Annotated in this window: 27 protein-coding genes; 11 read left to right on the top strand and 16 right to left on the bottom strand. The window is 29.9% G+C overall.

The window, feature by feature from the left end; all coding sequences use genetic code 11:
• The first annotated feature begins 103 nt into the window (after window positions 1–103).
• The 3 genes from SJY27_RS10905 (at window position 104) to SJY27_RS10895 (ending at window position 3,899) form a co-directional block, all read left to right on the top strand.
• On the top strand, window positions 104–961 hold the full coding sequence (locus tag SJY27_RS10905; RefSeq protein ID WP_397444870.1) for a class I SAM-dependent methyltransferase: 858 nt from the start codon (window positions 104–106) through the stop codon (window positions 959–961).
• A gap of 548 nt (window positions 962–1,509) precedes the next feature.
• Window positions 1,510–3,216 carry a sensor histidine kinase gene (locus SJY27_RS10900; RefSeq protein WP_397444869.1) on the top strand — a complete coding sequence of 569 codons (1,707 nt, stop codon included), beginning with the start codon at window positions 1,510–1,512 and terminating at the stop codon, window positions 3,214–3,216.
• On the top strand, window positions 3,213–3,899 hold the full coding sequence (locus SJY27_RS10895; RefSeq protein WP_397444868.1) for a response regulator: 687 nt from the start codon (window positions 3,213–3,215) through the stop codon (window positions 3,897–3,899). The genes SJY27_RS10900 and SJY27_RS10895 overlap by 4 nt, the downstream gene beginning before the upstream one ends.
• On the opposite strand, the gene SJY27_RS10890 is transcribed toward SJY27_RS10895, so the two are convergent.
• The 6 genes from SJY27_RS10890 to panB are packed head-to-tail and all read right to left on the bottom strand — an operon-like array spanning window position 3,896 to window position 7,354.
• A complete protein-coding gene (locus SJY27_RS10890) occupies window positions 3,896–4,294 on the bottom strand; it encodes a DoxX family membrane protein (RefSeq protein ID WP_397444867.1) in 399 nt (132 codons plus the stop codon). The genes SJY27_RS10895 and SJY27_RS10890 overlap by 4 nt on opposite strands.
• A gap of 9 nt (window positions 4,295–4,303) precedes the next feature.
• A complete protein-coding gene (locus SJY27_RS10885; RefSeq protein WP_397444866.1) occupies window positions 4,304–4,690 on the bottom strand; it encodes a VOC family protein in 387 nt (128 codons plus the stop codon).
• Between the two features lie 3 nt (window positions 4,691–4,693).
• Window positions 4,694–5,152: a DUF1801 domain-containing protein gene (locus SJY27_RS10880; RefSeq protein WP_397444865.1), complete on the bottom strand. Its 459-nt coding sequence runs from the start codon at window positions 5,150–5,152 to the stop codon at window positions 4,694–4,696.
• Window positions 5,153–5,183: 31 nt separating this feature from the next.
• A complete protein-coding gene (locus SJY27_RS10875) occupies window positions 5,184–6,122 on the bottom strand; it encodes a 2-hydroxyacid dehydrogenase (protein ID WP_397444864.1) in 939 nt (312 codons plus the stop codon).
• A gap of 27 nt (window positions 6,123–6,149) precedes the next feature.
• Window positions 6,150–6,503 carry a four helix bundle protein gene (locus SJY27_RS10870; protein ID WP_397444863.1) on the bottom strand — a complete coding sequence of 118 codons (354 nt, stop codon included), beginning with the start codon at window positions 6,501–6,503 and terminating at the stop codon, window positions 6,150–6,152.
• Between the two features lie 32 nt (window positions 6,504–6,535).
• Window positions 6,536–7,354 (bottom strand): 3-methyl-2-oxobutanoate hydroxymethyltransferase, encoded by an 819-nt coding sequence (panB, locus tag SJY27_RS10865; RefSeq protein ID WP_397444862.1) that lies wholly within the window; start codon window positions 7,352–7,354, stop codon window positions 6,536–6,538.
• A gap of 138 nt (window positions 7,355–7,492) precedes the next feature.
• Between panB and SJY27_RS10860 the strand changes: the two genes are divergently transcribed.
• From SJY27_RS10860 to SJY27_RS10845, 4 genes are all read left to right on the top strand, one after another.
• Window positions 7,493–7,981, top strand: coding sequence for a nuclear transport factor 2 family protein (locus tag SJY27_RS10860; protein ID WP_397444861.1), 489 nt, complete (start codon window positions 7,493–7,495; stop codon window positions 7,979–7,981).
• Between the two features lie 28 nt (window positions 7,982–8,009).
• Window positions 8,010–8,576 carry a sigma-70 family RNA polymerase sigma factor gene (locus SJY27_RS10855; protein ID WP_397444860.1) on the top strand — a complete coding sequence of 189 codons (567 nt, stop codon included), beginning with the start codon at window positions 8,010–8,012 and terminating at the stop codon, window positions 8,574–8,576.
• Between the two features lie 3 nt (window positions 8,577–8,579).
• Window positions 8,580–8,843 (top strand): hypothetical protein, encoded by a 264-nt coding sequence (locus SJY27_RS10850; RefSeq protein WP_397444859.1) that lies wholly within the window; start codon window positions 8,580–8,582, stop codon window positions 8,841–8,843.
• Between the two features lie 183 nt (window positions 8,844–9,026).
• Window positions 9,027–9,668 (top strand): O-methyltransferase, encoded by a 642-nt coding sequence (locus SJY27_RS10845; RefSeq protein WP_397444858.1) that lies wholly within the window; start codon window positions 9,027–9,029, stop codon window positions 9,666–9,668.
• Window positions 9,669–9,931: 263 nt separating this feature from the next.
• On the opposite strand, the gene SJY27_RS10840 is transcribed toward SJY27_RS10845, so the two are convergent.
• The 6 genes from SJY27_RS10840 to SJY27_RS10815 form a co-directional block, all read right to left on the bottom strand.
• Complete coding sequence (locus SJY27_RS10840; RefSeq protein ID WP_397444857.1) at window positions 9,932–10,987, bottom strand: NAD(P)/FAD-dependent oxidoreductase; 1,056 nt, start codon at window positions 10,985–10,987, stop codon at window positions 9,932–9,934.
• A 68-nt stretch (window positions 10,988–11,055) separates the two neighbouring features.
• Entirely contained in the window at window positions 11,056–11,292 is a 237-nt protein-coding gene (locus tag SJY27_RS10835; protein ID WP_397444856.1) for a NifU family protein, read from the bottom strand.
• A gap of 151 nt (window positions 11,293–11,443) precedes the next feature.
• Window positions 11,444–12,583: an Mrp/NBP35 family ATP-binding protein gene (locus tag SJY27_RS10830; protein WP_397444855.1), complete on the bottom strand. Its 1,140-nt coding sequence runs from the start codon at window positions 12,581–12,583 to the stop codon at window positions 11,444–11,446.
• A 213-nt stretch (window positions 12,584–12,796) separates the two neighbouring features.
• Window positions 12,797–13,132 (bottom strand): MGMT family protein, encoded by a 336-nt coding sequence (locus SJY27_RS10825; RefSeq protein WP_397444854.1) that lies wholly within the window; start codon window positions 13,130–13,132, stop codon window positions 12,797–12,799.
• A gap of 12 nt (window positions 13,133–13,144) precedes the next feature.
• Window positions 13,145–14,872, bottom strand: a complete 1,728-nt coding sequence (locus SJY27_RS10820; RefSeq protein WP_397444853.1) for a M28 family peptidase — start codon at window positions 14,870–14,872, stop codon at window positions 13,145–13,147.
• A gap of 38 nt (window positions 14,873–14,910) precedes the next feature.
• A complete protein-coding gene (locus tag SJY27_RS10815; protein ID WP_397444852.1) occupies window positions 14,911–15,255 on the bottom strand; it encodes a HopJ type III effector protein in 345 nt (114 codons plus the stop codon).
• A 534-nt stretch (window positions 15,256–15,789) separates the two neighbouring features.
• Between SJY27_RS10815 and SJY27_RS10810 the strand changes: the two genes are divergently transcribed.
• From SJY27_RS10810 to SJY27_RS10800, 3 genes are read left to right on the top strand one after another with little or no spacing between them, the layout of a single operon-like run.
• Window positions 15,790–16,299 carry an RNA polymerase sigma factor gene (locus tag SJY27_RS10810; RefSeq protein ID WP_397444851.1) on the top strand — a complete coding sequence of 170 codons (510 nt, stop codon included), beginning with the start codon at window positions 15,790–15,792 and terminating at the stop codon, window positions 16,297–16,299.
• Entirely contained in the window at window positions 16,280–16,708 is a 429-nt protein-coding gene (locus SJY27_RS10805) for a hypothetical protein (RefSeq protein ID WP_397444850.1), read from the top strand. Before SJY27_RS10810 ends, SJY27_RS10805 begins: the two co-directional genes overlap by 20 nt.
• Window positions 16,709–16,739: 31 nt before the next feature.
• Window positions 16,740–17,264: a hypothetical protein gene (locus SJY27_RS10800; RefSeq protein WP_397444849.1), complete on the top strand. Its 525-nt coding sequence runs from the start codon at window positions 16,740–16,742 to the stop codon at window positions 17,262–17,264.
• Between the two features lie 76 nt (window positions 17,265–17,340).
• On the opposite strand, the gene SJY27_RS10795 is transcribed toward SJY27_RS10800, so the two are convergent.
• From SJY27_RS10795 to SJY27_RS10780, 4 genes are all read right to left on the bottom strand, one after another.
• A complete protein-coding gene (locus tag SJY27_RS10795; protein ID WP_397444848.1) occupies window positions 17,341–20,844 on the bottom strand; it encodes an efflux RND transporter permease subunit in 3,504 nt (1,167 codons plus the stop codon).
• 186 nt (window positions 20,845–21,030) lie between these two features.
• Entirely contained in the window at window positions 21,031–22,200 is a 1,170-nt protein-coding gene (locus SJY27_RS10790) for an efflux RND transporter periplasmic adaptor subunit (protein WP_397444847.1), read from the bottom strand.
• Window positions 22,201–22,211: 11 nt separating this feature from the next.
• Complete coding sequence (locus SJY27_RS10785) at window positions 22,212–23,543, bottom strand: TolC family protein (RefSeq protein ID WP_397444846.1); 1,332 nt, start codon at window positions 23,541–23,543, stop codon at window positions 22,212–22,214.
• Window positions 23,544–24,149 (bottom strand): TetR/AcrR family transcriptional regulator, encoded by a 606-nt coding sequence (locus SJY27_RS10780; RefSeq protein WP_397444845.1) that lies wholly within the window; start codon window positions 24,147–24,149, stop codon window positions 23,544–23,546.
• Between the two features lie 126 nt (window positions 24,150–24,275).
• Here SJY27_RS10780 and SJY27_RS10775 point away from each other — a divergent pair, with 126 nt between their 5' ends.
• Entirely contained in the window at window positions 24,276–25,247 is a 972-nt protein-coding gene (locus SJY27_RS10775) for a polyprenyl synthetase family protein (protein WP_397444844.1), read from the top strand.
• The last annotated feature ends 90 nt before the right edge of the window (window positions 25,248–25,337 follow it).

Genomic DNA, 25,337 nt, shown 5'->3' with positions numbered 1-25,337 from the left:
CTAAATAGTTGAATGTTCCTCGTGGAACAATCTAAGAAATATAAAATTGAAGTACTCAGATATTCCTGCATAAGCAGGAATATTTATTTTAAGAATCTATAAAATGAAAAACAAAATCGACTTTTATAAAAACCTTGAGCCTTTTTTAGAATGCAAAGATTTTACAGTTTCTAGTGAAATATATCAAGTTCAAAAAAATAAAGCATTTGATATGTTGGTTACAATACCTGTGCCTAAAAATTTAGAGGATTATTATAAAAGTGAAGATTATATATCGCACACAGATTCAAAAAAATCTTTGTTTGATAAAGTGTATCAAGCTGTAAAAAATATCACTTTAAAAAGAAAATTAAAACTGATGAATTCTTTTAATACATCTTCAAAAAATATTTTAGATGTAGGAGCGGGTACTGGAGATTTTTTAAAAGTTTGTGCCAATAATTCTTGGAATGTTTTTGGAACTGAACCTAGTAAAGAAGCAAGAAATATTGCTCAACAAAAAGGAATTACTTTACAAGACGATTTATCAAAATTTAAAAACAACAAGTTTGATGTAATTACACTTTGGCACGTTTTAGAACACGTTGAAAATTTAGAAGAATATATCTATCAATTAAACTCTCTTTTAAAAAATGATGGAAGATTAATAATTGCTGTACCTAATCATAAAAGTTACGATGCAAAATACTATGCAGCATTTTGGGCGGCTTTTGATGTGCCAAGACATTTGTGGCATTTTAGTCAAACTTCAATTTCAAAACTATTTGCCTTGGTTAACTTAAAAGTTGAAAAAACAATCCCTATGAAATTTGATGCGTATTATGTTTCTTTGTTGAGCGAAAAATACCAATCAAAAAAAATGAAACTTATTTCAGCTTTTTTTAGAGGTTTTGTATCAAATTATAAAGCCATAGCTACAAAAGAATATTCTTCGCTAATTTACATCTTAAAAAAGGTGTAAATATTGTTTTTAAAAATCGCTGTTTAATTTTTTTATTAAAAACACACAAATACCTTTATAAAAAAATAAAGTTGCTTAAATAGCTTTATTTTAAATAGTTTTTAATAGTAAAAAACTATTTACACGTCTGTAAATAATAGTTTTTTGTTATTTTAAACTTGTTTCATGGTTGAGAACAAAAAAACCCACTTTCATAACATTTTTTTTTAAGTAGTATTCTTTTTACTTTTTTGTGAAGTATATAAAAAACATTTATCGTAAAAACTAGCTTTAGGTTCCTACAGAGGTTTTATTGATTAAGGATCAACTAAAAATAAATCAAAAGATAAAAAATATGATGATTAGAAAATTTATGGTGTAGTAAGATTAAAGTTTGTATTTATTTTAGAATCAAACCAGATAAATCCATAAAAGTAGTTGGCTAAAATAGGCCTGAATAAAAAACAGAAAAAGAAAAAATTATGAAAGGGGAGAAGAACTTAAAATTCTTCTTCATTAACAAACCAGTTATATAATTGCTATAGCTGGTTTTAATAAAAATTGCTACAATGAAAATTAAATTCTTTTATCTATTTGTTCTTTTATCTATCGAATGTTTTTCGATGGATAATCAGCAAGATAAATTTACAGAGATAGTTAATCGTATAGAAAAAAATATCCTTGCTAAAAATCAACAAAAAAGCCTAGGTTTAATAGATGCTCTTTTACTTAAAAGTTATCAATTATCAGAAAAACAGAAAACGATATTAAATGTGTTAAAAGTAGAAGCTTTAGTAGATGCTAATTTAGTAGAAGAATCTCTAGCTCTAAGTAAAGATTTAGATAATTCAGCGCTAACAACTACACAAAAAATACGAATTTTAATCAATAATGAATTAGCCTACAAGCTTGTTAGAGATTTTAAAAGAGCTAAGTTAAAATTAGATGCAGTTACAGATTTATATGAGAATCAACTTATTATTAAAGATGATTTATATGGCAAGTATTTGTACAGATATTCTTCTTTTTATAGAGTGCAAGGCATCAACGGAAAAGCATTACAATATGCAGAGAAAGCCTACAAATTCGGAAAAAATAATAACAACCCTAATACAACAGCAACTGCTGCAATGTTGCTTGGTTTTTTAAAATATAGTTCAGATTTAGAGGCATGTTTAGATTATTTAAAGGAAAGTGCCATTTTATGGAAAAAACTTGAAGATAATGCCAGTTTAGCAAATTATTACATAACAATGGCTCAACTTTCTAATTCTCAGAATAATATAAATTTGAGTCAAGTTTATTTAGATTCATCAATTATTGTTTTAAACGGATCAAGACATTATAACGAATTGGGTTATTCTTACCAATTGAAAAAGAATTTTTTTGAAGAAAAACAAAATCTAGATTCCGTAATTAAATATCAACAAAAATCAGAACAAGCCTTCTCTAAAAGTAACCTAAACAACCAAAATATTAAAGTAAAAGAATTAGAAATAAACTACGAATTAAAGAAACAACAACTTGCTAATGAGCAAGCTGTAAAAGATTTAAAAGTTCAAACAAAACAAACTTTATGGCTAACCATTGGTGTGGTTAGTTTATTATTTACACTATCTATTATTCTAATAATATTGTTAATAATTAAAAAAAAGAATCATAAAATTAAGCAACAAAAAGAAGAAATCACCAAAAACTTAGAAGAGAAAAAGGTGCTGTTAAAAGAATTACATCATCGTGTAAAAAATAATTTATCAATGATGTTGAGTCTTATTAACATTCAAGCTTTAAAAACAGATAAAAAGGAATATAAAGAGAAACTTAAAGACTTAGAAAAAAGAATACAAACTGTAGTAGTGGCTCACAACCAATTTTTATACAGTACTAACAAAGATAGTTTTAGTTTAAAAACCTACGTAGATGCTATTATAAACAAGTTGGTAAATTTACATGTAGATGCTATTAAAAATAGAATTGAAATTAAAGATTTTTTAGTAAATTTAGATACTGCTTTGCCAATTGGTATTATTGTTAATGAGTTGATAACAAATACGTTAAAACACGCTAAGTTTAATGCCAAATTGCAGATTAATCTACATGTATTTAAAGAAGATGATATGATAAACTTACATTATAAAGATAATGGAGTGGATACCAAAAAAACGTTACAAGAAGAAAATGTAGGTTTGTTTTTAATTGATACAATGGTAAAGCAACTACAAGGTACATACACCAACAAAAATTTTAAATATAACATACAATTACAAACCAAATGAGTGTAAAATATAATGTATTAATCGTTGAAGATGAAGGCTTAATTGCCAACTATATTAAAGGTATTATTGAAGAGCATGAGTTTATTTGCACAGGTATAGCTGTAAGTTATGATGATGCAATTTCTATTTTAAAATCAACTAAAGTAGATATTATTTTACTTGATATTAATTTATTAGGTGAAAAAACAGGAGTTGATTTGGCAGAAGAAATTAATAAAAAGTATCAAATTCCCTTTTTATATTTAACTTCTTATTCCGATAACGATACCATTAACGATTTAAAAAAAACCAATCCAGAAGGGTACCTTTCTAAACCTGTAAACCCAGTAGATATTGTTACCTCTTTATCTATAGTATGTAAAAAGCTATTTCAAAAAGTTACCATTGCAATTGGTAAAAAAACCTATAATATTAACTTAAACGAGTTGCTTTATATCTCTTCAGATCATATTTATTTAGAAGTTTATTATACTTCTAAAAAAGATGTGATTCGTTATTCTTTGCAATCAATATTAGAAACTTTACCAGAAAACTTTTTAATAAGAATCAATAGAAGTATTGCAATTAATCCACAAAAAATTATAGGAGTTAATGGCAATAAGCTTTGTTTAGAAAATTCAGAAGAATTTAAAGTTTCTGATAAATACAAGAATGTAATTCAACAACATTTAAGCTTAATTTAACTACTTAATAAATACATCCCAAAAAGTGTAATTATAAAATAGACAGCTAAACTCATGGCTCCTGCATAATCTTTTGCCAATCGTTGACCTATTAATAAAAATAATAAGGTTATCGCAGAAAGTTCTACCCCTAACAAGGCAGTTTCTTTTGTTTCAGATGTGTAGAGTTGATAAATTCCAAAGAGCATTAAAATGCCTGCAATCATTTCAATTATTAAAATGATGCCCAATAATAAGGGAACATTATGCTTTAAAGGAGAATTCTTAAAATGGTCTGTAATAAAAGCAACATTACCTTTCCAGTCTAATAATTTATCAATTCCTGATAGTATAAAAGTGATGATTAAAAATAATAGAATGAATACTTCAGTAGGATAATTAGAAAAAATTTTCATTATCAAAGTTTATTTAAAAGCAGCATCAATAGGTTCCCAGAGTTCAATTTTGTTTCCTTCATTATCTAGAATCCAACCAAATTTTCCATATTCAAATTCTTGTATTTCTCCAACAATGGTAACGCCTTCTTTTTTAAGTTCTGCCAATAATTCTACTAAATTTTCAACTCTATAATTAAACATAAAGTCCTTAGTTGAAGGCTCAAAATAATCTGTTTTTTTAGCAAAAGGGCTCCATTGTGTAGAACACTCTTTACCATTTTTATCTTTCCACCAAAAGGTACAGCCCCAATCGTCTGTATTAAAACCTAAATGCTTTTTATACCAATTTTTAGTAGCTTTAGGATCATCACTTTTAAAAAACAAACCACCAATTCCTGTAACTCTATTTTTCATCTTTTATTTCTTTTTAGTAGCAGTTTCGTAAATATTTATCCACTCGTTAACAGACATTTTGGTGCATAATTCTGCAATTAAATCAAAAGGAATGTCGTCTATTTTTTTAAATCGAATACAACTTTTACCCATGTCTAATTTCCGTTTGCAGTGTTTTGGATATTCCTCAACAAACCAATCTAACAATTCTTTTTTTGCATAAATACCACTGTGATAGAGGTTTATTGAATTTTTTTGAGAAGCTACGTTTAAAAAAGGTAATGGATCTTTAGGCTTGCAATGATACCCATTAGGATAAATACTGTGAGGCACAAAATAGCCTAACATTTTATAATGGATGCCTTCTTGAAAACCTTTTGGTAAATTTTCTTTAATTATGGTTCTTAATTTTTCAATTACAGGCTGTCTTTCTTCTGGTAATTGCGCAATATATTCTTCTGCTGTGTTGGCTTCGTAAGTCATCTTTTTTTTGTTAAAGATTAAAAGCTACAAGTTAATAAAATTTTGCATTTATTTTATTTACAATGGTTTGCGCCAATTTTTCTTTACTTTCAATGGTCCACCCAGCAACATGAGGCGATAAAATTACATTTTCTGCATCAATTAAATATTTAAAAGCTTCTGGCATTTTAGCGTCAGAAAACAGGTTTTCGAAAGAAGATTTTTCATATTCTAAAACATCTAAACCTGCCCCTAAAACCTTACCCAATTTTAAAGCATTAACCAAGTCTTTAGTAACAACAGAAGATCCGCGAGCGGTATTAATCAACCAGAAATTTTCTTTAAAATTGTTGATAAAATTAGCATTTATCATGTTTTTAGTAAGTTCTGTTTGTGGGGTGTGCAGACTTAATACATTAGTTTTTTCTTGCAGTTCTTGTAAAGAAACTTGGGTGCAGTTTTCATCGCCAACATTTGGTTGTATATCATAACAGATAACATTTACATCAAAACCACGTAGTTTTTTAGCAAAAGACTTTCCCATATTTCCATAACCAATTAAACCTACGGTTTTTCCATCCAATTCAATGCCTCTGTTTGCTTCACGTAGCCATTTTCCTTTTCTAACTTCGTTATCAGCCTTATTTAGTTTATTAAATAAAGATAACAACATTCCTAAAGCATGTTCTCCAACAGCATTTCTATTGCCTTCTGGAGCCGCAATTAATGCTATGTTTTTTGATGCTGCGTAATCGCAATCTATGTTTTCTAAACCTGCACCAACTCTACCAATAAATTTTAGTTTTTTGGCTTTGTCTAAAAAATGTTGATCAATTTTAAATCGACTTCTGATGATAAAACCATCATAATTATGAATTTTTGCTTCTATTTCTTCTTTAGATGAAGTATAATCTTCATCATTTATAAACCCTAAATCATTCAATTGATTGATTAAAAGTGGGTGGTTAGTATCTAGGTGTAGAATTTTCAACGATTAGATTTTTGGATAATTCGACTTTTAGACTTTTAGAGAAGAACTAAATTTAGACATCATTTTAATGATTTGATTTAAAATGAAATTAAGTTTTTCGAGTTCGCCATTTTTAATAAAACCTAAATCCAAAGAAAGTAATAATTGAGTTTCTATTTCATAACACGAGCCTAAGGCAATTGTTAAAAATCTTGAAAAATCTTTATTAGATCTTCTTGAAGCTCCTTCAGCTATATTTGAAGGTACAGATACACTAGCTCTTCTTAATTGAGAAACTAAACCAAATTTTTCAGATTCAGGAAAACTATCTGTTATTTGATAAATATCTTTGCAAAAAGTTCTACTTAGTTGCCAAAATTTTAAATCTTTATACCTATGCATAATCTAACAATCTAACAATCCAAAAGTCCAATTTAATACTGCTCTTTATCACTAGGAAAATCGCCAGATTTTACATCACCCACGTAACTTTCAAAAGCGTTGGTCATATCTGCAAATAAATCTAAATATCTTCGTAAAAAACGGGGATTGAATTCATGTGTCATTCCAATCATATCATGAGTAACTAAAACCTGACCATCAACACCATTTCCAGCACCAATGCCAATTACTGGAATGGTTAATGCTTTAGCAACTTTAGTAGCTAATTTTGCAGGCACTTTTTCAAGAACAAGGGCAAAACAGCCAATTTTTTCTAACATTAAAGCATCTTGCATTAGTTTTTCAGCTTCTGCTTCTTCTTTAGCTCTTACTGTGTAGGTTCCGAATTTATAGATAGATTGTGGCGTTAAACCCAAATGCCCCATTACTGGAATTCCGGCATTTAAAATACGTTTTATAGATTCTTTAACTTCTTTACCACCTTCTAGTTTTATAGAATGTCCACCACTTTCTTTCATAATTCTTATGGCAGAACGTAAAGCCTCTTTTGGGTCAGATTGGTAACTACCAAAAGGTAAATCTACCACTACCAAACAACGATCAATAGCTCTTACTACAGAGCTGGCGTGATAAATCATTTGATCTAAAGTAATTGGTAATGTTGTTTCATGACCTGCCATAACATTACTAGCAGAATCCCCAACCAACAGCACATCTAAACCTGCACTGTCTAGAATTTTTGCCATAGTATAATCGTAAGCAGTTAGCATCGAGATTTTTTCTCCATTGGCTTTCATTTCTACTAAAGATTTTACGGTTATACGCTTATATTGTTTTTTTGCTGTAGACATATTTCTGATTTTTAGACTTTGGTAAAAGTAAGAAATAATTACAGATGTTTAACTCGTTAAGATTTCGTTAATTTAGATTGATGAGTAATTGGAATTCAATATTTTAATTAGTTTTAGAGTTTTAAAAATAACGCACTTATGCTAAAATGTATTACTTTTTTACTGATTCTCGTATTTTCAACGGCAATAATTGCCCAGAATAAAAACGCAGATACAGATTCAAAAGAAGTTAAAAAAGTAATTGAAACTTTTTTTGATGGTTTACACAAAGGTGATAGTACAATTATAAAAACTACACTGCATAAAGACGTTAAAATTCAAACGACATCAACAAATAAAAAAGGTTTACATATTTTAAAATCAGATTCCAAAGAACATTTGTTAACATCAATAGCAAACAAAAAACCAGAACACGTTTATCTAGAAAAACTATTGTCTTTTGATATTAAAATTGACGGTAACTTAGCCTCTGTTTGGACACCTTATGAATTTTATTTTAATGGCAATTTTAGTCATTGTGGAGCCAATTCTTTTCAACTATTTAACAATAATGGAAAATGGGAAATTACTTATTTAATAGATATGAGAAGAAGAGAAAGTTGCAAAGCTTTACAAGAAAAAAAATAGCATTATATTTGATTATTCAAAATGTAAGATGTCTCAAAAAGAAATCACTTTAAACCCTAATAAATGGATAGATAATTATGCAGATTATTTGTATAATTATGCTGTTGTACGTGTTAATAATAGTGATATTGCTAAAGATTTAGTGCAAGAAACATTTTTTGCAGGCTTAAAATCGGCAAAAAATTTTCAAGGAAAATCTACAGAAAGAACGTGGTTAATTTCTATCTTAAAAAGAAAAGTAATTGACCATTATAGAAAAATAAATTCTAAAAAAGGGCAAGCTGAAGTTAGAATGAATTTTTATACAGATGGCGAAAATGAAGGGAATTGGCTAGAAGAACGTGTGCCACAAAGTTGGGATAATGCCTCAGAAAAAACCATAGAAAATGAAGAGTTAAGAAGCCAGATTGATATTTGCATTGATAATTTACCAGAAAAATACGGAATGGTTTTTAGAATGAAAACCATTCAAGAGTTTGAAACTGAAGAAATTTGTAAGGAGTTAGACATAACCTCGTCAAATTTATGGGTTATCATTCACAGAGCCAGAACGCAATTAAGAAAATGTATGGAAGATAACTGGTTTAATAATTAAGACATGTTTAAAAAATTGATTATTACTTGCGATGAAGCAACCACAATATGTGATAAAAACCAATATGGTGCTGCAACATTATTAGATAAAATAAAGCTAAACATTCACTTTATACGCTGTAAGATTTGTATGAAATATACAAAACAAAACATGACCTTAACGAAAATATACAAAGGGCATGCAAAAAGTTGTAAAAGTATTGTACATTGTATGCCAGAAAAAGATAAAGAAGATTTAAAGAGACAATTAAAAAATTATAATGCATAAAGAGTTTTTTTCGGTTTTTTGAAAACCGTATTTTTGATTTTTTGTTAGATTGACGGAATTTATAGCAATATAGATTCCGTTTTTTTTATTTTTGATGAAACCTTTTGCTTCCTTTAGCGCAGTCTAAAGGTAATTATTTTAACCATCTAATAAGGTCTTAACTGCGTTTGACCAAAGAACATTATGCATTTTTTACCAGAAAATATAGACGATTATGTGGTTCATCATTCACAACAAGAACCCAAAATTTTACAAGATTTAAGCAAAGAAACTTGGCAAAAGGTATTAAACCCAAGAATGTTAAGTGGTGCTTTTCAAGGTAGAGTTTTATCTATGATAGCCAAATTAGTACAACCAAAAACCATTTTAGAAATTGGCACTTATACTGGTTATTCTGCTTTGTGTCTTGCAGAGGGATTACAGAAAAATGGTAAAATTATCACTTTAGATAAAAATGAAGAGTTAGAAACACTACAAAATAAGTATTTCGAAAAATCTGGATTTCGAAATCAAATTACACAGATTGTTGGTGATGCTACACAAATTATACCTACAATTGATGAAAAGTTCGATTTGGTTTTTATTGATGCTGATAAATCTAACTACGTAAACTATTTCCATTTAATTATTGATAAAATGAATGCTGGTGGTATTATTTTATCTGATAATGTGTTGTGGAGTGGCAAAGTGGTGGAACCTCTAAACCCTAAAGATAAAGACACTAAAATTTTGTTAGAGTATAATACACTACTAAACATAGATAATAGAATAGAGACGGTTTTATTGCCTATTAGAGATGGATTAACTGTGAGTAGAGTAAAATAATTTTACACAAAAATACTCAACCCCAATTCATTCATAAAAAGAGTAAAATGCATTCAAGTTAGCGCAACCAAAATTTTAATTCATGCTTAAATTAAGCAATTTATTTTAAAGTATAAGTAATCGTTTTGAATGGAATGTAATGGAGTAGAAAAATCTAAATTTTAAAGATTTCTCCACAAGGTAGAAATAACATTCTTAATAGTACTTATGATAATAGCCTTTTCAGGTTTTTAAAACCTGAAAAGGCTATAGAAATCAATTGATTATTCAATTTTTTTAATCACTGCTTTTGGCGCTTCTTTTCTGGTTCCATCAAAACCATCAACACCGCCAACAGTAGTGTATTTCATTACATATTTTTTATCAGGGAAAATGCGTTTGTAGGCACTTTGACACATTAAAGTAGCTTCATGAAAACCACAAAGAATTAATTTTAATTTTCCTGGATACGTATTTACATCGCCAATGGCATAAATTCCTGGAATATTGGTTTGATAATCTAAAGAATTATCAACTTTAATGGCATTTTTTTCGATTTCTAAACCCCAATTGGCAATTGGACCTAATTTTGGAGATAAACCAAAAAGCGGAATAAAATGATCGGTTTCAATGGTAAAAGGTGCTTCGCCTTTTTTAACTACAGAAACGCCTTCTACTTTATCAGTTCCTATAATTCCTTTTACTTCTGCTGGTGTTATAAGAGTAATTTTTTTAGCATCTTTTAATTCTTGCACTTTATCTACAGAATCTAAAGCGCCTCTAAACTCATTTCTTCTATGAATTAACGTTACTTCAGATGCAACATCCGTTAAGAAAATAGACCAATCTAAAGCAGAATCTCCACCACCAGAAATCACTACTTTTTTGTTTCTGTAAAATTCTGGATCACGAATAATATATTCAACACCATTATCTTCAAAATTAGCAATGTTTGGTATAGGTGGTTTTCTTGGCTCAAAAGAACCTAAACCACCTGCAATGGCTACAATTGGTGCGTGATGTTTTGTGCCTTTGTTTGTGGTAACTATAAAGGTGCCATCTTCTTGTTTATCTATAGTATCTGCTCTTTCTCCTAACGTAAAACCAGGTTCAAATTGTTTAATTTGTTCCATTAATTTGTCTGTTAAATCGCCAGCTAAAATTTCTGGATAAGCAGGAATATCGTAAATGGGTTTTTTAGGATAAATTTCTGAACATTGCCCACCTGCTTGAGGTAAAGCATCAATTAAATGACAACGTAGTTTTAATAAACCAGCTTCGAAAACGGTAAATAATCCTGTTGGTCCTGCACCTATAATAAGTATGTCTGTTGAAATCATTCTCTTTGTATAAAATGACAAAAATAGGTTTTCAATTTTGTTTAGAATGTGACAAAAGTCACATAAGATTATGCAACATTAATGACTTCTTGTATCTGTGGTGCGTATTTTTTAATGGTAGCTTCTACACCGTTTTTTAAGGTCATTTGGTTTACAGAACAACCTGTACAAGCGCCTTCTAGCTGTACTTTTACAATAGCATCTTCTATAGAAAGTAGTTTAATATTACCACCATCGCTCATTAAAAAAGGGCGAATTTCGTCTAACGCTTTTTCTACGTTATTATGTGTTTCTTCTGCTGTCATAATCTGAGCCCCTTTTAATCTCCCTAAAAGGGAGAAACTCAAACAGGGTATTTGAATTTTCTATATTTTTTAATAAATAACTAAATCAAAAAAAATCCATCTTTTTTACGTTTTGTAATTCTTTCCCTTTAGGAAAGTTAAGATGGGCTTTTTACTTTTTTACGGCACTACAACCACTCATTGTTGTAATTCTTACCACTTCTGTTGGTGGTAAATTTGCATTTCTTTGTAATAATTGGGCAACCATATTTTTGGTAATATCTTCAAAAGCCTTTTCTAAAACAGTTCCTTTTTGTAAAGCTACTGGATGACCAACATCGCCAGCTTCACGAATACTTTGTACTAAAGGAATTTCTCCTAAAAATGTGGTATTAATATCTTGAGCCAAGTTTTTAGCACCATCTTTACCAAAAATATAGTATTTGTTATCTGGCAATTCATCTGGTGTAAAGTACGCCATATTTTCTACTATTCCTAAAACAGGTACTTTTATACTGTCTTGTTGAAACATGGCTACTCCTTTTTTGGCATCTGCCAACGCAATATTTTGCGGAGTAGAAACCACAACTGCTCCATTAATTGGTAAGGCTTGTACGATTGATAAATGCACGTCTCCTGTTCCTGGAGGTAAATCTATTAACAAGAAATCTAATTCTCCCCAAGCTCCGTCAAAAATCAATTGTTTTAAGGCTTTACTGGCCATTGGTCCACGCCAAATTACAGCTTGATCTGGATTTGTAAAAAAACCTAAAGACAATAATTTTACACCATAATTTTCAATCGGTTTCATTTTAGAACGCCCATCTACATTTACAGAGAGTGGTTTTTCTTTTTCAACATCAAACATAATATGTTGTGATGGTCCATAAATATCGGCATCTAAAACACCTACATTAAAACCCATTTTTGCCAAAGAAACTGCCAAGTTAGAGGTAACTGTAGATTTACCAACACCACCTTTACCAGAAGCCACTGCAATAATGTTTTTAATATTTGGAATTGGTTTTCCTTTAATTAAATTTGGGTCTTCTTTTGGGGCAGGTTTTTCTACTTTTAAGTTAATTTTTACCTCAATATTTTCATCAACATTGGTTTTTATGGCTTTGGTAATTTCTACTTCTACTTTCTTTTTGGCTTGTAAAGTTGGGTTACCAATGGTAACATCTACATTTACTTCATTGCCAAAAATAACCACATTTTTAACATTATTATTTTCTATTAAACTTTTACCTTCTCCAGGAGCTGTAATTGTTTCTAAGGCTTGGTATATGTCTTGTTTTTTAAAACTCATTGTTTGCTTTTCACTTATTACTTTACAGAGTAAAGTGTTTGCTTATTTTAATTTAATCTACATTACAAAGATACAGCTTACAAATTATAAAATATTGCTAAAAAATTGTGTTTTTTTATAGGTTGATAAGGGGAGGTTATGGACTGTTTTTTTACACTAATTTTACAAATTACGCTTATTGATTTTTGTAAATTTTTATAAAATTAGGAAATATTAGGATAAATGGTCACTTGGATTCCAAAAAATAGTTTCTAAATCTTGAATTTGATTATCAATCACTTTTATACCTTCACTTTCTAACAATTGTTGCATTAAATTAGTTCCATCAAAATGATGTTTACCTGTTAATAAACCTTTTTTGTTTACTACTCTGTGTGCAGGCACTGTTTCTTCTTGGGTATGCGAATTATTCATTGCCCAACCTACCATTCTTGCAGATCTTGCAGCGCCTAAATAGGTAGCAATAGCTCCATAACTGGTTACTCTACCAAAAGGAATTTGACGCGCAACAACGTAAACTCGTTCAAAAAAATTATCAGATTTTGCCATTGTATTTAATGCTTATTCTTGTTTTAATTTTTCAATTATGGTCGATGAAATGGAATCTATTAATTGTTGACTATTTTCAACTTCTTTTTGAATCATTTTTTTGTCAGATACTAGATCAAAAGTGGTTGTAAAAGATTGCTTGTACCAATTTTTCCACGCTTCAATAATTTCGATTTGTGAAGCTAAAGCATCCCCTTTATTCAACGCAATTTTACTTTGTTTCAATTCTTCATTCAAACGTGCTATTGCCGATTTTTCTAAATCAGATAAAATAGAAACTGCTGTTTTTTCATCTGCATTTAGTAAAGTGTAAGCTGATATTAAAGCAGTTTTTCCCACATTTTTTAAAGTAGTTTTAGAAACCTTATCAATTCTGTCATTATCTGTATGATAAAATTGATCTGTAAAATGCCAAAACAATACACTTGGTATATCTGCTCTTAAAAACGGCACGTGATCACTACCACCTTCAAACGGATTTGTAGCAACCACCCAATTGGCTCTTTTGCCTTGCGCTTTGAATTTATCGATTAAAAAATCGTTTAAATAATGAGGTTTCATTTGGTCTAAACGCATTTTAGAACCTCCCCATTCTGAATGTTTGTCATTTCCACGTGTCCAAATGGCACTTGGATCTGGCATTTTTTCGATTAAGAAAGTGCCTCCCGTTTTTTCGGTGTCTTCGCCAACCATATCTAAAGAAATTCCCCATTTTATGTTTTTAGCTCTTATAGAATCTTCTTGCACATATCTTCTGGTAGATATAATTTCATCACCCCACAAAAAGGTTAACGTTCTTTTCGGTTGATATTCTTTTTGTTGGATAAATTTAGCTGTTAATGCTGCCATTTCTAAGGCAACACCCACTCCTGTAGCATTATCATTTGCACCTGGTTCTTGTACGTGCGCACTAAAAACCAAACGTTCTTGTGGGTTTTCAGTTCCTTTTACATCAGCAACAATAGTCAATTCTTCTGATGGATAAATATTTGTTTTAATCTTTACATTTAAAACGGTTTTTCCTTTTTCTAAAGATTTCTTTAAACGTTCTTTTGCTGCATAAGACATGGCAATTGCCCAAGGTTTACGAATAGAATCATGAGGAATGGAACGAAACTGAATAGAAGTTGTATTCTTTTCGGGTTGTAAATAATCAGGATTACAGTAGGTTAAAATTCCGGCTGCTTTTCCATCAACAATGGCAGCTTTATAAATTCGGTATGGACTAGTTTCCGCAAAAACAATTTTTCCTTTTACATCTATTTTTGATATATTTTTTACATCTTTTATGTACACAACTTCAGCAGTAATTCCTTCTTTTGGTGTACTGTAAGAATTTAACGCAATCATATTTCTGTTGGTAGCATGAGATAGTAGCGGTTCTTCTTTTACTCCTTCAAATTCTATGGAAGCATTTACAGCTTCCCAAGTAGGTTTTTTAAGCGGACGCTTTTCTATTCTGTAGGTTAAAACATCATTTTCAGTAGCATTTTCTTCTAAAATATAACCTGCTTTTACAAGTTGCTCTTCAATTTTATAAATACTTTTATTAAAGCCAGTATTGCCCACAACTCGCCAATATTTTTCTACAAAAGACGTAGTTTCAAAAGCCAAATCTCCTGTAAACTCTTTGTTGATGACATCTGCATAATTGGCTGTTGATAAAACTTCAGGTTTTTCAGTTTTACAATTGCTAAATACCAAAGAGATTAATAAAAAGTAGGTAAAATTTTTAAACATAACTTTATTTTAAAGATGATAGCAGAGGGTTTTTGCATTTACTTTTTTAACGCTAATGCATCATTTTCGAAAGATAAACCTTCAAAACCAGTTTGCATAAAATTTCTGATATTTTGATGAGAAGTTCCGTTTTTATCACCTAAAACATTTTGATAATGTTCGCCAAAACAGAAAAGAGTTTCCTTTTTAGTAAGTTTTTGCGTTTTTGCAAAAGCGAATAATTTACAAGAACCTGAATTTTCTCCTATTGCATTTTTAATGTGTCCATTTGTAAATGCTGTTGGCGTAAAAATATAATTGTCTTCTATGACTTGCATGGTTTCTGCAAAAACAATTGAAGTTGGATTATCTTTTAATTTTGATTTGAATTCTATTAAACTCATTTTTTTATTTGGTTTGGATTCCAAATTTAAATCAAAAAAGTTGACAAATCTAAATTGTTTTTAACGCCCTGTATTTCAGTTATTTATTAATAAAGTAACAATAAATACAATATTGAGTTATACAAATAAGAAATAACAAACAATGAGTAAAAATAGAAACCAACATTTAAAAATACCTTTAATTAAACTTACTTGAAGCATATTTATTTAATAATCTTTGTAATATTAGCCTTTAGGTTAGATGCAAACAGTATTTTAAGTTTATTACAATGGATTATGGATAAATATTCAAGATAATTATGGGATCAGTAAATATGTTTTAATATGAAATGTAAGTATTTCTTTTGCTAATATTTTGGGTTATTCTTCCCGGTTTTATTTGTCTTATAATTTATCTTCATTTTCTTTAATAAAAGATTTGAGTTAATAAAGGTTTTTAATTTATGATTCCTTTAGTGCGTGAGCAGATTTTATTTTAGAGAAAACTAAAATTCTCTGTTATAAAAATTCACATTTTCACGTTATATAAAAAGAATGACCAAGCAAGAGTTTAAACACACTATATTTTCATTATCAGAACGTATTTATCCATTGGTGGCAAGAATGTTGGGCAGCCAAAATGCAGAAGATGCCATCCAGGAAATAATGCTAAAACTCTGGCAAAAACGACACAAAGTTGCAAAACATCCTAATATAAAAGGTTTGGTTTTTTTAACAGCTCGTAATTATTGTATCGATATTTTACGAAAAAAACCACGTTTTGTAGCGAATGAAACTCATTTTAAAGTGATACAAGCAGCAAACGAAAATACTAGCTTAGAATGGCAAGAACTGAATGAAATTATTCAAGAAATTTTAACAGAATTACCAGAACAACAACAAGAGGTTTTTATACTGCGAGATATTGATGGTTATGAATTTAAAGAGATTGCAGATGCACTAGAACTTAAAATTGAGCATGTTCGTGTTTTGGTGTCTAGAGCAAGAAAGTTTATAGGAATATCTTTAGAAAAAACATACCATTATGAACGAGGAAACTATTAAAAATATCCTTAAAAAATACAAAGCTGGAGCATCTTCTTTAGAAGAAGAAAAAAAGTTGTTTTGCAGTATTCAAAAAATGGACAAACCCTTCAAAAAATGGTCTTTTTTTGTGAAACAAAACCAAAATAAAATTCCTGAAAACTTAAATGATAAATTGTGGGTATCATTTGAAGAAAAAACAAAAACGCCTCATACATTTAACGTTAGTTTATGGGCTGTGGCTGCTTTTTTAGTCTTGTTATTTTCGGTGTTTGTGTATAATACATACACAGATGAAATGTCTGAAAGTGAAAAATCTGCATTGTTAGAAGAAGCTAAAAAGATGTTTGTAGATAAAAATAAAGAGCAGAAAATCTATAAAAAAATCTTAGAAAACGATTTAATTATTGTGTATACAAAAACGAATTAAAAAATTTATTCATATCTAAATATTTAAAAAAATGAAAAAAAAAATAATGGTAGCAGTTTTAATGTTGTGCTCAATTTCAATAGCTCATGCCCAACAAAATGGTAATCCTAAAACAAGTGCTACACTAGTAAAAAAAACTGATAAGGAAAGTTTATTAATACAATTAAAAAAGGGTGCAAAACCAAAGATTATTGTAGATGGTAAGGTATTCGATTTTCCTATGGAACTAATTGATCAAAGCAAAATAGCTTCAGTTTTTGTTGTAAAAGGCAAAGAAGCAATTAAAAAGTACGATGCACCAAATGGTGTTATTTTGATAAAAACAAAAGGAGCAGATCAACTCGATTTTTCTAATATTGATGTAACACAAAAACATAAAATAGATAATAAACAGCATCCAAGGGTAATTCTTGACGGAAAAGTTGTTAATAAAAGTATATTAGATACTTTAAGTTCTAATAAAATTGAAAAAGTAGAGATTGTAAAAGGCAAGAATGCTTTGAAGTTGTATAATGCACCAAATGGTGTAATTATTATTACTACTAAAAAAATGTAGGTTTTACATGGTATTAATAATAAAAAAGGGTTAGCATTTTGATAAAGCTAACCCTTTTTTTTGCAATTTATTTTATTTATCCTATTTCTTGAATTTGTTCATCTAACTCTAATTGTTTATCACTTTTATTTCCTTTCAACCACATTTTAAATTGTGTAATTAAGTAGAATAAAATAGGTACTACCACTAAAGTTAAAAATGTTGCTACAAACAGGCCGTAAATAACGGTCCAAGCTAAAGGTCCCCAGAAAATTACATTATCACCCCCCATATAAATTTTAGGATCAAATTCACTAAAAAGAGAAAAGAAATCGATATTTAAACCAATGGCTAATGGTATTAACCCTAGTATTGTGGTAATTGCGGTTAATAAAACAGGTCTTAAACGTGCTTTACCCGCTTTTACAACACTTTCAAAAAGATCTTCTTTTGGTAAATATTCGTTTTGTCCTAAACCTAATGCTTCCTTTTTTCTATCAATTAAAAGCTGTGTATAATCTAAGAGTACCACACCATTGTTTACTACAATTCCTGCAAGCGATATGATACCCATCATGGTCATCATAATTACAAAAGATGATCCAGTGATTACAATTCCGCCAAAAACACCAATAAAGCTTAAGAAGATGGCAATCATTATAATTCCTGGTTTAGAAACCGAGTTGAATTGGAAAATCAAAATAAAGAAAATCAATGCTAAACCTTTAAAGAATGCTCCACCTAAAAAAGCTTGCTGTTTGTTTTGTTCTTCAATTTGTCCAGTATAATCAATTTTAATATTTGCAGGTTTATCTGTGAAGTTTTTCATTTCTTCACGAATTTGATTTACCACTGCAGCAGCATCAACATAACCAGGTGCCAATTGAGAATATACAGTAACTACGCGTTTTGTGTCTCTATGTTTAATTGCGCTAAAACCAGAACTGTTACTTTGTTTAGCCACTGCAGATATTGGTACAGCTTTTACTTGACCTGTATTGTCTCTAAATGTTATTTTTTGATTGAATAACGCACTTTTGTTGTATCTAATATCCTCTTTAAAACGCACATTAATGTCGTAATCATCTCCATCTTCTTTATAAATACCTGCTTTTGCACCAAAAATTGCATTACGTAATTGTTGCCCAACTTGACCAGTTGCAACTCCCAATTCACCTGCTTTTTTACGATCTACAATCACTTTCATTGATGGTTTATCTTTGTTTACATCAATCTTTAACTCGTCAACCCCAGGTACATTTCTGGTATTTACATAAGCACGCATTTTTTCTGCGGTTGCAATTAATTCTTCATAATCATCACCTTCTAATTCAATGTTAATTGGTGCTCCAGTTGGTGGACCATTGGCATCTTTTTCAACAGAAATTAAAACACCTGGATAGACACCAGTTAAAGCTTCTTGTACTTTTTGTCTTAACTCTTCACTGTCTAAACCATTTCTGTATTTGTATTGACGCATTGAAGCCGTGATTTTCCCTTTATGTGGCATTTCTGCAGCAGAACCCCCATCTGTTTGCGGATTTCCAGCACCTTCACCTACTTGAGAAACAGAACTTTCTACCATAAAGTTACGATCGCCTTCCATATAAAGGCTTTGGTTTAAAATACCATATACACGTTGCTCAATTTCTTTGGTAATTTTGTTGGTTTGGTAAATGTCTGTTCCTTGAGGATATTCTATATACACTACAACTTGGTTTGGTTTGTTATCTGGAAAGAATTCAATTTTGGTTCTTTGCGTTCCTACAGACCATCCAAAACCACCAAAAGCCATAAATAAAAGAATAAATGTACCAATAGTAATTGCAATGGGTTTCCATCCTTTTAAGGCTGTTTTTAACGTTGTTTCGTAAGCATTTTCTAACCAAACTAATGTATTTCTTTGAAAGTAATTTGCTGCTTTTCTTAAAATGAATCTATATACCCATAACATAATTGCTGTAAAAACCATTACTGAACCTAAACCTCTAAATTCGCCACCAAAAACAAGAATTAATAGGCCAATTCCACCAATGATAGATGAAAGGGTTATGATTCTTTTTAGTGGCATATCTTTATCTTCTGTAGTCATAAATTGGGATACCAAAACAGAGTTAAAGAAAATGGCAACTACTAAAGATGAACCAAGTACAACCGAAAGTGTAATAGGGAAATAGATCATAAACTGACCAAAAAGACCTGGCCATAAACCTAAGGGAACAAAGGCTGCAACTGTAGTTACTGTAGATATAATAATAGGATATGCAATTTCACCAATTCCTTTTTTAGCCGCTTCAATTCTGGTTAAGCCTTCTTCATCCATTAAACGATACACGTTTTCTACGACTACAATTCCGTTATCAACCAGCATTCCAAGCCCCATAATTAGCCCAAAGAGAATCATGGTATTTAAGGTGTAGCCCATTGCACCAAGGATCATTAAAGACATAAACATAGACATTGGTATAGCAAAACCAACAAATAATGCGTTTTTAAAGCCTAAAAAGAACATTAAAACGGTTACTACTAAGATGATCCCGAAGATGATGTTGTTTACCAAATCATCTACTTGACCAATGGTTTTGTCAGATAAATCGTTAGTGATACTTACTTCTAAATCTGGTGGAAAATATTCTTTAATGGCATTATCTACCAAAATTTTAATTTCGTCTGCAGCAGCCACCATATTTTTACCAGCACGTTTTTTAACATCTAACATTACTACTTGTTTACCATCTTTTCTGGCAAAAGTTGTTTTGTCTTTTTCTCTAAAACTAACAGTAGCAATATCTTTTAAGTAGATTGCATTACCTTTTTCAGATTTAATTACAAAATCTTCAAGCTCAGAAGGTTTGTTAATTTCACCTAAAATTCTAATGGTTCTTCTTTGTCCGCTCGCAATTAAATTACCAGCAGAAGAGGTAATATTTCCATTTTGTATTGCACCAACAATATCGTTAAAACTTACTTCCATAGCCATCATTTTATAAATGTCTACAGCAATTTCAACTTCTCTGTCTTGAACCCCTCTAATATCTGCTTGTTTAACTTCTGTTAAATCTTCAATATCATCTTGTAAATACTCTGCAAATTCTTTTAATTTTTGAAGAGTATAATCACCAGAAATATTAATATTCAAAAATGGTACTTCTTCAGAAATACTTAAATCAAAGGCATTAGGATCTACTTTTGCACCATTAAATGTTGGCCAATCTTCGCCTGCTTTTTCAGTATCTAGTTTGTCTTTTACACGTTGTTTGGCAACTTCAACATCCATATCATCATCAAATTCTACGATAATCATAGAGTAATCTTCTTGAGACGTTGAGGTGATTTCTACAACACCACTCAAGCCTTTTAATTGATCTTCAAGCGGGTCTGTAATTAGTTTTTCTATATCTTCTGCTGTGTTACCAGGATATAAGGTACTGATGTAAATTTTGGTTTCTTTAATTTCTGGGAAATCTTCTCTAGGCATATTAAAATATGCAGAAATTCCAAGTACAAGAATCAAAAAGATAGCTACATACATGGTGGTTTTGTTATTAATTGCCCACGATGAAAGCTTAAATTCTTTATCGGTTTTTTTATTATTAGTCATTAGTTGATGGTTTTTAGACGATGGTTTTTAGACGTGAGTTAATTAAGACCATTGTTTTTAAATATTTTCTTAAACCTGATATCATTTTTGATAATTCAGTTAATTTTTCTTTAAATTGTTGATGTTCATCAACAGAAATATACTTTTGATTTTCTGCATAAATATCTAGTTTTTAGAGCTTAATCATTAACGACTAATCTTTACTTCTTGCCCATCTTTTACAGTTCTTGCACCAGCTTCTATCAAATAGTCTCCAACATTTACACCGCTTAAAATTTCAATAATGTCTCCTTGGGTTTTTCCAGTTTTTACAACAACTTGAGTAGCAATACCTTTATCACCTTTAATATTTTTAACTACATATACATATTGTTTGCCTTCTGCATTTTCTGAAATGATGCTCTGTGGAATTAATATTGCCTCTGGATTTAAGTAATCGTTAATTTTTAATTTTGCAGTTAAGTTTGGTTTGATACTTCTATCTTGATTTGGCACACCCACTTCTATACTAAAAGTTCTATTTGCAGGATTGATAAAATTACCTGTTTGACGCACTTTGGTAGTTAAAGTTTTACCCAAAACAGGAAAATTAATTGCTACAGATTTACCAGAAGTAATACTAGAAATGTAGGTTTCTGGCACATCAGCCTCTATAAACATGTTTCCTAAATTTACAATTCTAAAAACTTCTGCTCCAGGACCAGGAGAAACAACTGTTCCTTGATCTTTTATAACATCATCTATAATACCTGAAAAAGGTGCTCTAATGGTAGTTTTATCAAACTGTTTTTTTAATTGCGCCAAAGCATTTTTTTGAGCTTCGTAATTGGTTTTAGCTTGTAAGAATTGAATTTCTGAACCAATTTTTTCGTCCCACAATCTTTGTTGACGTTCAAAAGTAGTTTTTGCAAAAGCTGTGGTAGCCTCTAATTGCGCTACTTGTTGTGCCATACCACTATCATCAATTTTAGCCAAAGCCTGCCCTTTTGTAACGTTTTGCCCTTCTTTTACATAAACCTTTTCTAGCCTTCCTGCGATTTCTGGATAAATTAAAACGTTTTGTTTTGTTTTTACATTACCTTGTAATTCTAAATAATGGGTAAACACTTCATTTTTAGCTTTAAAAGCAGTTACTAAAGGCACTCTTTTAAGTGTGTCTAACTTTTCGATTTCTGTATTTAATAGTTTTATATGATCAGAAATTTCTTGTATTTTTTTATCCAATTCAGATTTTTTGGTTCTAATCTGTTTTAGGTTATTAGTAGCAATTATTTCCTCTATAGATTGCTCTTTCTTATCTCCTCCACAAGAAGATAAAATGAATAGTGCTAGTAGTAGTGAATATATTTTTCTCATTTCTGGTTTGGTTATTTAATTGGAATATTTAAGGCGTTTTCTAAAGTTGCTTTTTTAGCAATAATGTTTAACATGGCTTGCACGTAAGCATTTTGCTGAGAGTATAGTTGATTTTGAGCTTGTAGTAAATCGAAACTTGTTGTTATCCCCTCGTTGAATTTTATTTGCTGTTTTTTCTCAATTCTTTCAGCAAGATTTAGGTTTTTTTGTGCAGTTTGGTAATTATCGATACTTAATTGATAATCGCTTTTTGCACTTTGAGCAGCTAAACTTAGTTTTTGTTTGGTTTCTTCTAAACGAATATCTGCAGTTTCTAATGCAAATTTTGCTTGCGCCGTTTTTGCTTTTCTGCCAAAACTACTAAAAATTGGTACGTTTAAACTAATGCCTAATAATGAGGATTGAAACCAACGTTGTTCGCCTTTAAAAAATGTAAAACTGTTAGAGAAAGCTTGTGTACCGTAATTTACAAAAGCACTTAAACTTGGTAAATTTTTACTTTTTTCTAGTTGTACCATTAAACGTTTTGTTTCTCTATCGTTCTCAGCAATTTTAAAATCGATATGATTATCAATATTAAATTCTTGAACTAGTAGTTTTAAATCTGTATTTGCTAAAACTAAAGATTCAAGCGTATCTGTTAACACAATTTGAGTATTAATAGGATTTCCTAAAGCAATATTTAGCATTTTATAAGCAATGCTTTGTAACCTTTCAGAAGCCTTAACGTTATTTTCTAAGTTTCCCTTAATAATTTCAAACTGCTCTACATTTTCTTGCTCTGTCAAGCCGTTTTCATAGGCAACCTTAGTTTCTTTAAGAATTTTGTCATTTACTTGTTGGTTTCTTCTAAGAATTTCAAGACTTTTTTCGGTAACCAAAATGTTTCCGTAAGCATTAATAACAGCTTCTCTAGTAAGTAGTTCTGTTTTTTCTTTGGCTTGTTGAGAAATTTTTAGAAAGGTTTTAGATGCCTGTAAACCTACTAAGTAAGAACCGTCGAAAAGCAATTGCGTTAAAGTTACTGAAGCATTTACGTTTTGTTTTGTACCAAATATAAATTCTTCGTTTACGCCATCACCATTAATATCAGCAACACTTATAGGTTGTTTAATGAAATTTTGATAATCTATGCTTCCATTAATTTGTGGCAATCCAATTGTGGTAGTTTCCCAAACGGTTTCTTTGGCAATTTTAATATCGTTTTCTGCAGCTTTAGCATTATAACTATTGGTTAACGCAAACTTTATGGCTTCGTTTAAAGAGAATTCCATAGGTTTTTCTTGCGCATTTAGCGTTAATGAAAATGCAAAAAAAGAAATGATGTATATGTATTTCTTCATTTATAATTGGTTGTTTTTTAATTGGTGTTCTAGTTGTTGTATTCCTTTTGCTGTGCAAATACCTCTTAAGTGATATTCTAAGTAATAATTCATTATTGTTTTCATAGAGTAATTTTTTAGTGGAAATAAATCTTTATTTTTTATGCTGGTCATTCCATTAAAATAAATGCGCGATATAAATTCAAAATCGATGTTTTTTCGATACACTTTTAACTCAACACCATATTTTAGATTTTCAACAATACAACCTTGCATAATATGAAACTGTTTTTGTTTTAACGATTCATATATTTTAGGATAATATTTTTGAAGTTGATATTGAGGAGAAGATTTTTCGTCTTTTAAATGCGTCATTACAAATTCTTTAATATAAAAAAGCTCATCTATAGGGTTTTCTTTTAAAGCACAAATTTTATCAATACCATCAGAAATTACACAAAAAGTATGCTTAGTAACAGCATCTACCAATTCAGTTTTATTTTTAAAGTACTTGTAAATTGTTTTTTTAGAAACCCCTAAAGCACTCGCAATTTCATCCATAGTAACACTCTTAAAACCCAAGTTTAAGAATAGTTCATTTGATTTTTCTAAAATCTTTTGTCTCATAATTCTCGGCAAAAGTACAACAGGAAACTATAGAAACAAAAAAAGTTTCCAAAGTTTTAATGTTTTTTTAACATTTCGTTAAAAAAATAAAAATGGTTTACTGTATTTTTACAAAAAATTACACATTTGGATATTTTACATTATCAGCAAGCGTTTTTAAAATACTTAACATCAAAAAAATGGGTTCAAGAACCTAAAAATTTGTACGAACCTGTAGATTATATTTTACAGTTAGGAGGTAAAAGAATAAGACCAGTTTTAGCGTTAATGGCTGCAGATATTTTTGGTAAAGATTACCAAGAAGCATTACCAGCAGCTTTGGCAATTGAGGTTTTTCATAACTTTACTTTGGTGCATGATGATATAATGGATGATGCGCCTTTAAGAAGAGGAAAACCAACGGTTCATGAAAAATGGGATATTAATACTGGGATTCTTTCTGGTGATGCAATGCTAATTTTAGCGTATCAATATTTTGAGAATTACGCACCTGATGTATTTCACAAATTGGCAAAATTATTCAGTAAAACAGCTTTAGAGGTTTGTGATGGTCAACAATTAGATGTTGATTTTGAAACTAGAAATGATGTTACTATTGATGAATATATCAATATGATTCGATTAAAAACATCGGTTTTAGTAGCAGCTGCTTTAAAAATGGGCGCAATTGTAGCAGAAACTAAAGATAAAAATGCTGACTTAATATATGATTTTGGTTTAAATTTAGGTTTGGCTTTTCAATTACAAGACGATTATTTAGATACGTTTGGAGATCCTGATACTTTTGGGAAACAGATTGGTGGTGATATTATAGAAAATAAAAAAACGTACCTATACTTAAAGGCTTTAGAGGTTGCTAATGAAGATGATCAGCAGAAACTAGCCTATTTTTATAGAAAAAAATTAAAAGATAATTCAATTAAAATTACAGAAGTAACTAGAATATTTGAATTGAACGATATTCCTATTTTAATTAAACAGCAAATAGAAACTTATACAGAAAAAGCGTTTAATACTTTACTAAAAATGCATATTAGCGAAGCAAATAAACAAAATTTAAAGAATTTTGGTTTGTGGTTGATGAATAGAACTGTGTAATGAAGTGAAGTTCTTTTGGCATTTGCTAAAGGAATTGTGTAGAAATTGTAGTTTCTGATAAAAAATAAATTTAGGCTTCAATAAATTCTA

This window comes from Polaribacter sp. R77954 (genome assembly GCF_044595335.1).
Classification (GTDB): Bacteria; Bacteroidota; Bacteroidia; order Flavobacteriales; family Flavobacteriaceae; genus Polaribacter.
The sequence above is the reverse complement of the archived record's forward strand: the minus strand, read 5'-3'. Positions and strand labels throughout refer to the sequence as shown.

Bases quoted from the DNA above. Each gene is read 5' to 3' on its own strand.
- SJY27_RS10905 (WP_397444870.1), top strand. From the start codon at position 104: ATGAAAAACAAAATCGACTTTTATAAAAACCTTGAGCCTTTTTTAGAA.
- SJY27_RS10795 (WP_397444848.1), bottom strand. From the start codon at position 20,844: ATGACTAATAATAAAAAAACCGATAAAGAATTTAAGCTTTCATCGTGG.
- SJY27_RS10890 (WP_397444867.1), bottom strand. From the start codon at position 4,294: ATGAAAATTTTTTCTAATTATCCTACTGAAGTATTCATTCTATTATTT.
- SJY27_RS10780 (WP_397444845.1), bottom strand. From the start codon at position 24,149: ATGAGACAAAAGATTTTAGAAAAATCAAATGAACTATTCTTAAACTTG.
- SJY27_RS10785 (WP_397444846.1), bottom strand. From the start codon at position 23,543: ATGAAGAAATACATATACATCATTTCTTTTTTTGCATTTTCATTAACG.
- SJY27_RS10845 (WP_397444858.1), top strand. From the start codon at position 9,027: ATGCATTTTTTACCAGAAAATATAGACGATTATGTGGTTCATCATTCA.
- SJY27_RS10810 (WP_397444851.1), top strand. From the start codon at position 15,790: ATGACCAAGCAAGAGTTTAAACACACTATATTTTCATTATCAGAACGT.
- SJY27_RS10840 (WP_397444857.1), bottom strand. From the start codon at position 10,987: ATGATTTCAACAGACATACTTATTATAGGTGCAGGACCAACAGGATTA.
- SJY27_RS10825 (WP_397444854.1), bottom strand. From the start codon at position 13,132: ATGGCAAAATCTGATAATTTTTTTGAACGAGTTTACGTTGTTGCGCGT.
- SJY27_RS10870 (WP_397444863.1), bottom strand. From the start codon at position 6,503: ATGCATAGGTATAAAGATTTAAAATTTTGGCAACTAAGTAGAACTTTT.
- SJY27_RS10790 (WP_397444847.1), bottom strand. From the start codon at position 22,200: ATGAGAAAAATATATTCACTACTACTAGCACTATTCATTTTATCTTCT.
- panB (WP_397444862.1), bottom strand. From the start codon at position 7,354: ATGTCTACAGCAAAAAAACAATATAAGCGTATAACCGTAAAATCTTTA.
- SJY27_RS10815 (WP_397444852.1), bottom strand. From the start codon at position 15,255: ATGAGTTTAATAGAATTCAAATCAAAATTAAAAGATAATCCAACTTCA.
- SJY27_RS10885 (WP_397444866.1), bottom strand. From the start codon at position 4,690: ATGAAAAATAGAGTTACAGGAATTGGTGGTTTGTTTTTTAAAAGTGAT.
- SJY27_RS10820 (WP_397444853.1), bottom strand. From the start codon at position 14,872: ATGTTTAAAAATTTTACCTACTTTTTATTAATCTCTTTGGTATTTAGC.
- SJY27_RS10830 (WP_397444855.1), bottom strand. From the start codon at position 12,583: ATGAGTTTTAAAAAACAAGACATATACCAAGCCTTAGAAACAATTACA.
- SJY27_RS10855 (WP_397444860.1), top strand. From the start codon at position 8,010: ATGTCTCAAAAAGAAATCACTTTAAACCCTAATAAATGGATAGATAAT.
- SJY27_RS10900 (WP_397444869.1), top strand. From the start codon at position 1,510: ATGAAAATTAAATTCTTTTATCTATTTGTTCTTTTATCTATCGAATGT.
- SJY27_RS10860 (WP_397444861.1), top strand. From the start codon at position 7,493: ATGCTAAAATGTATTACTTTTTTACTGATTCTCGTATTTTCAACGGCA.
- SJY27_RS10835 (WP_397444856.1), bottom strand. From the start codon at position 11,292: ATGACAGCAGAAGAAACACATAATAACGTAGAAAAAGCGTTAGACGAA.
- SJY27_RS10800 (WP_397444849.1), top strand. From the start codon at position 16,740: ATGAAAAAAAAAATAATGGTAGCAGTTTTAATGTTGTGCTCAATTTCA.
- SJY27_RS10895 (WP_397444868.1), top strand. From the start codon at position 3,213: ATGAGTGTAAAATATAATGTATTAATCGTTGAAGATGAAGGCTTAATT.
- SJY27_RS10880 (WP_397444865.1), bottom strand. From the start codon at position 5,152: ATGACTTACGAAGCCAACACAGCAGAAGAATATATTGCGCAATTACCA.
- SJY27_RS10805 (WP_397444850.1), top strand. From the start codon at position 16,280: ATGAACGAGGAAACTATTAAAAATATCCTTAAAAAATACAAAGCTGGA.
- SJY27_RS10850 (WP_397444859.1), top strand. From the start codon at position 8,580: ATGTTTAAAAAATTGATTATTACTTGCGATGAAGCAACCACAATATGT.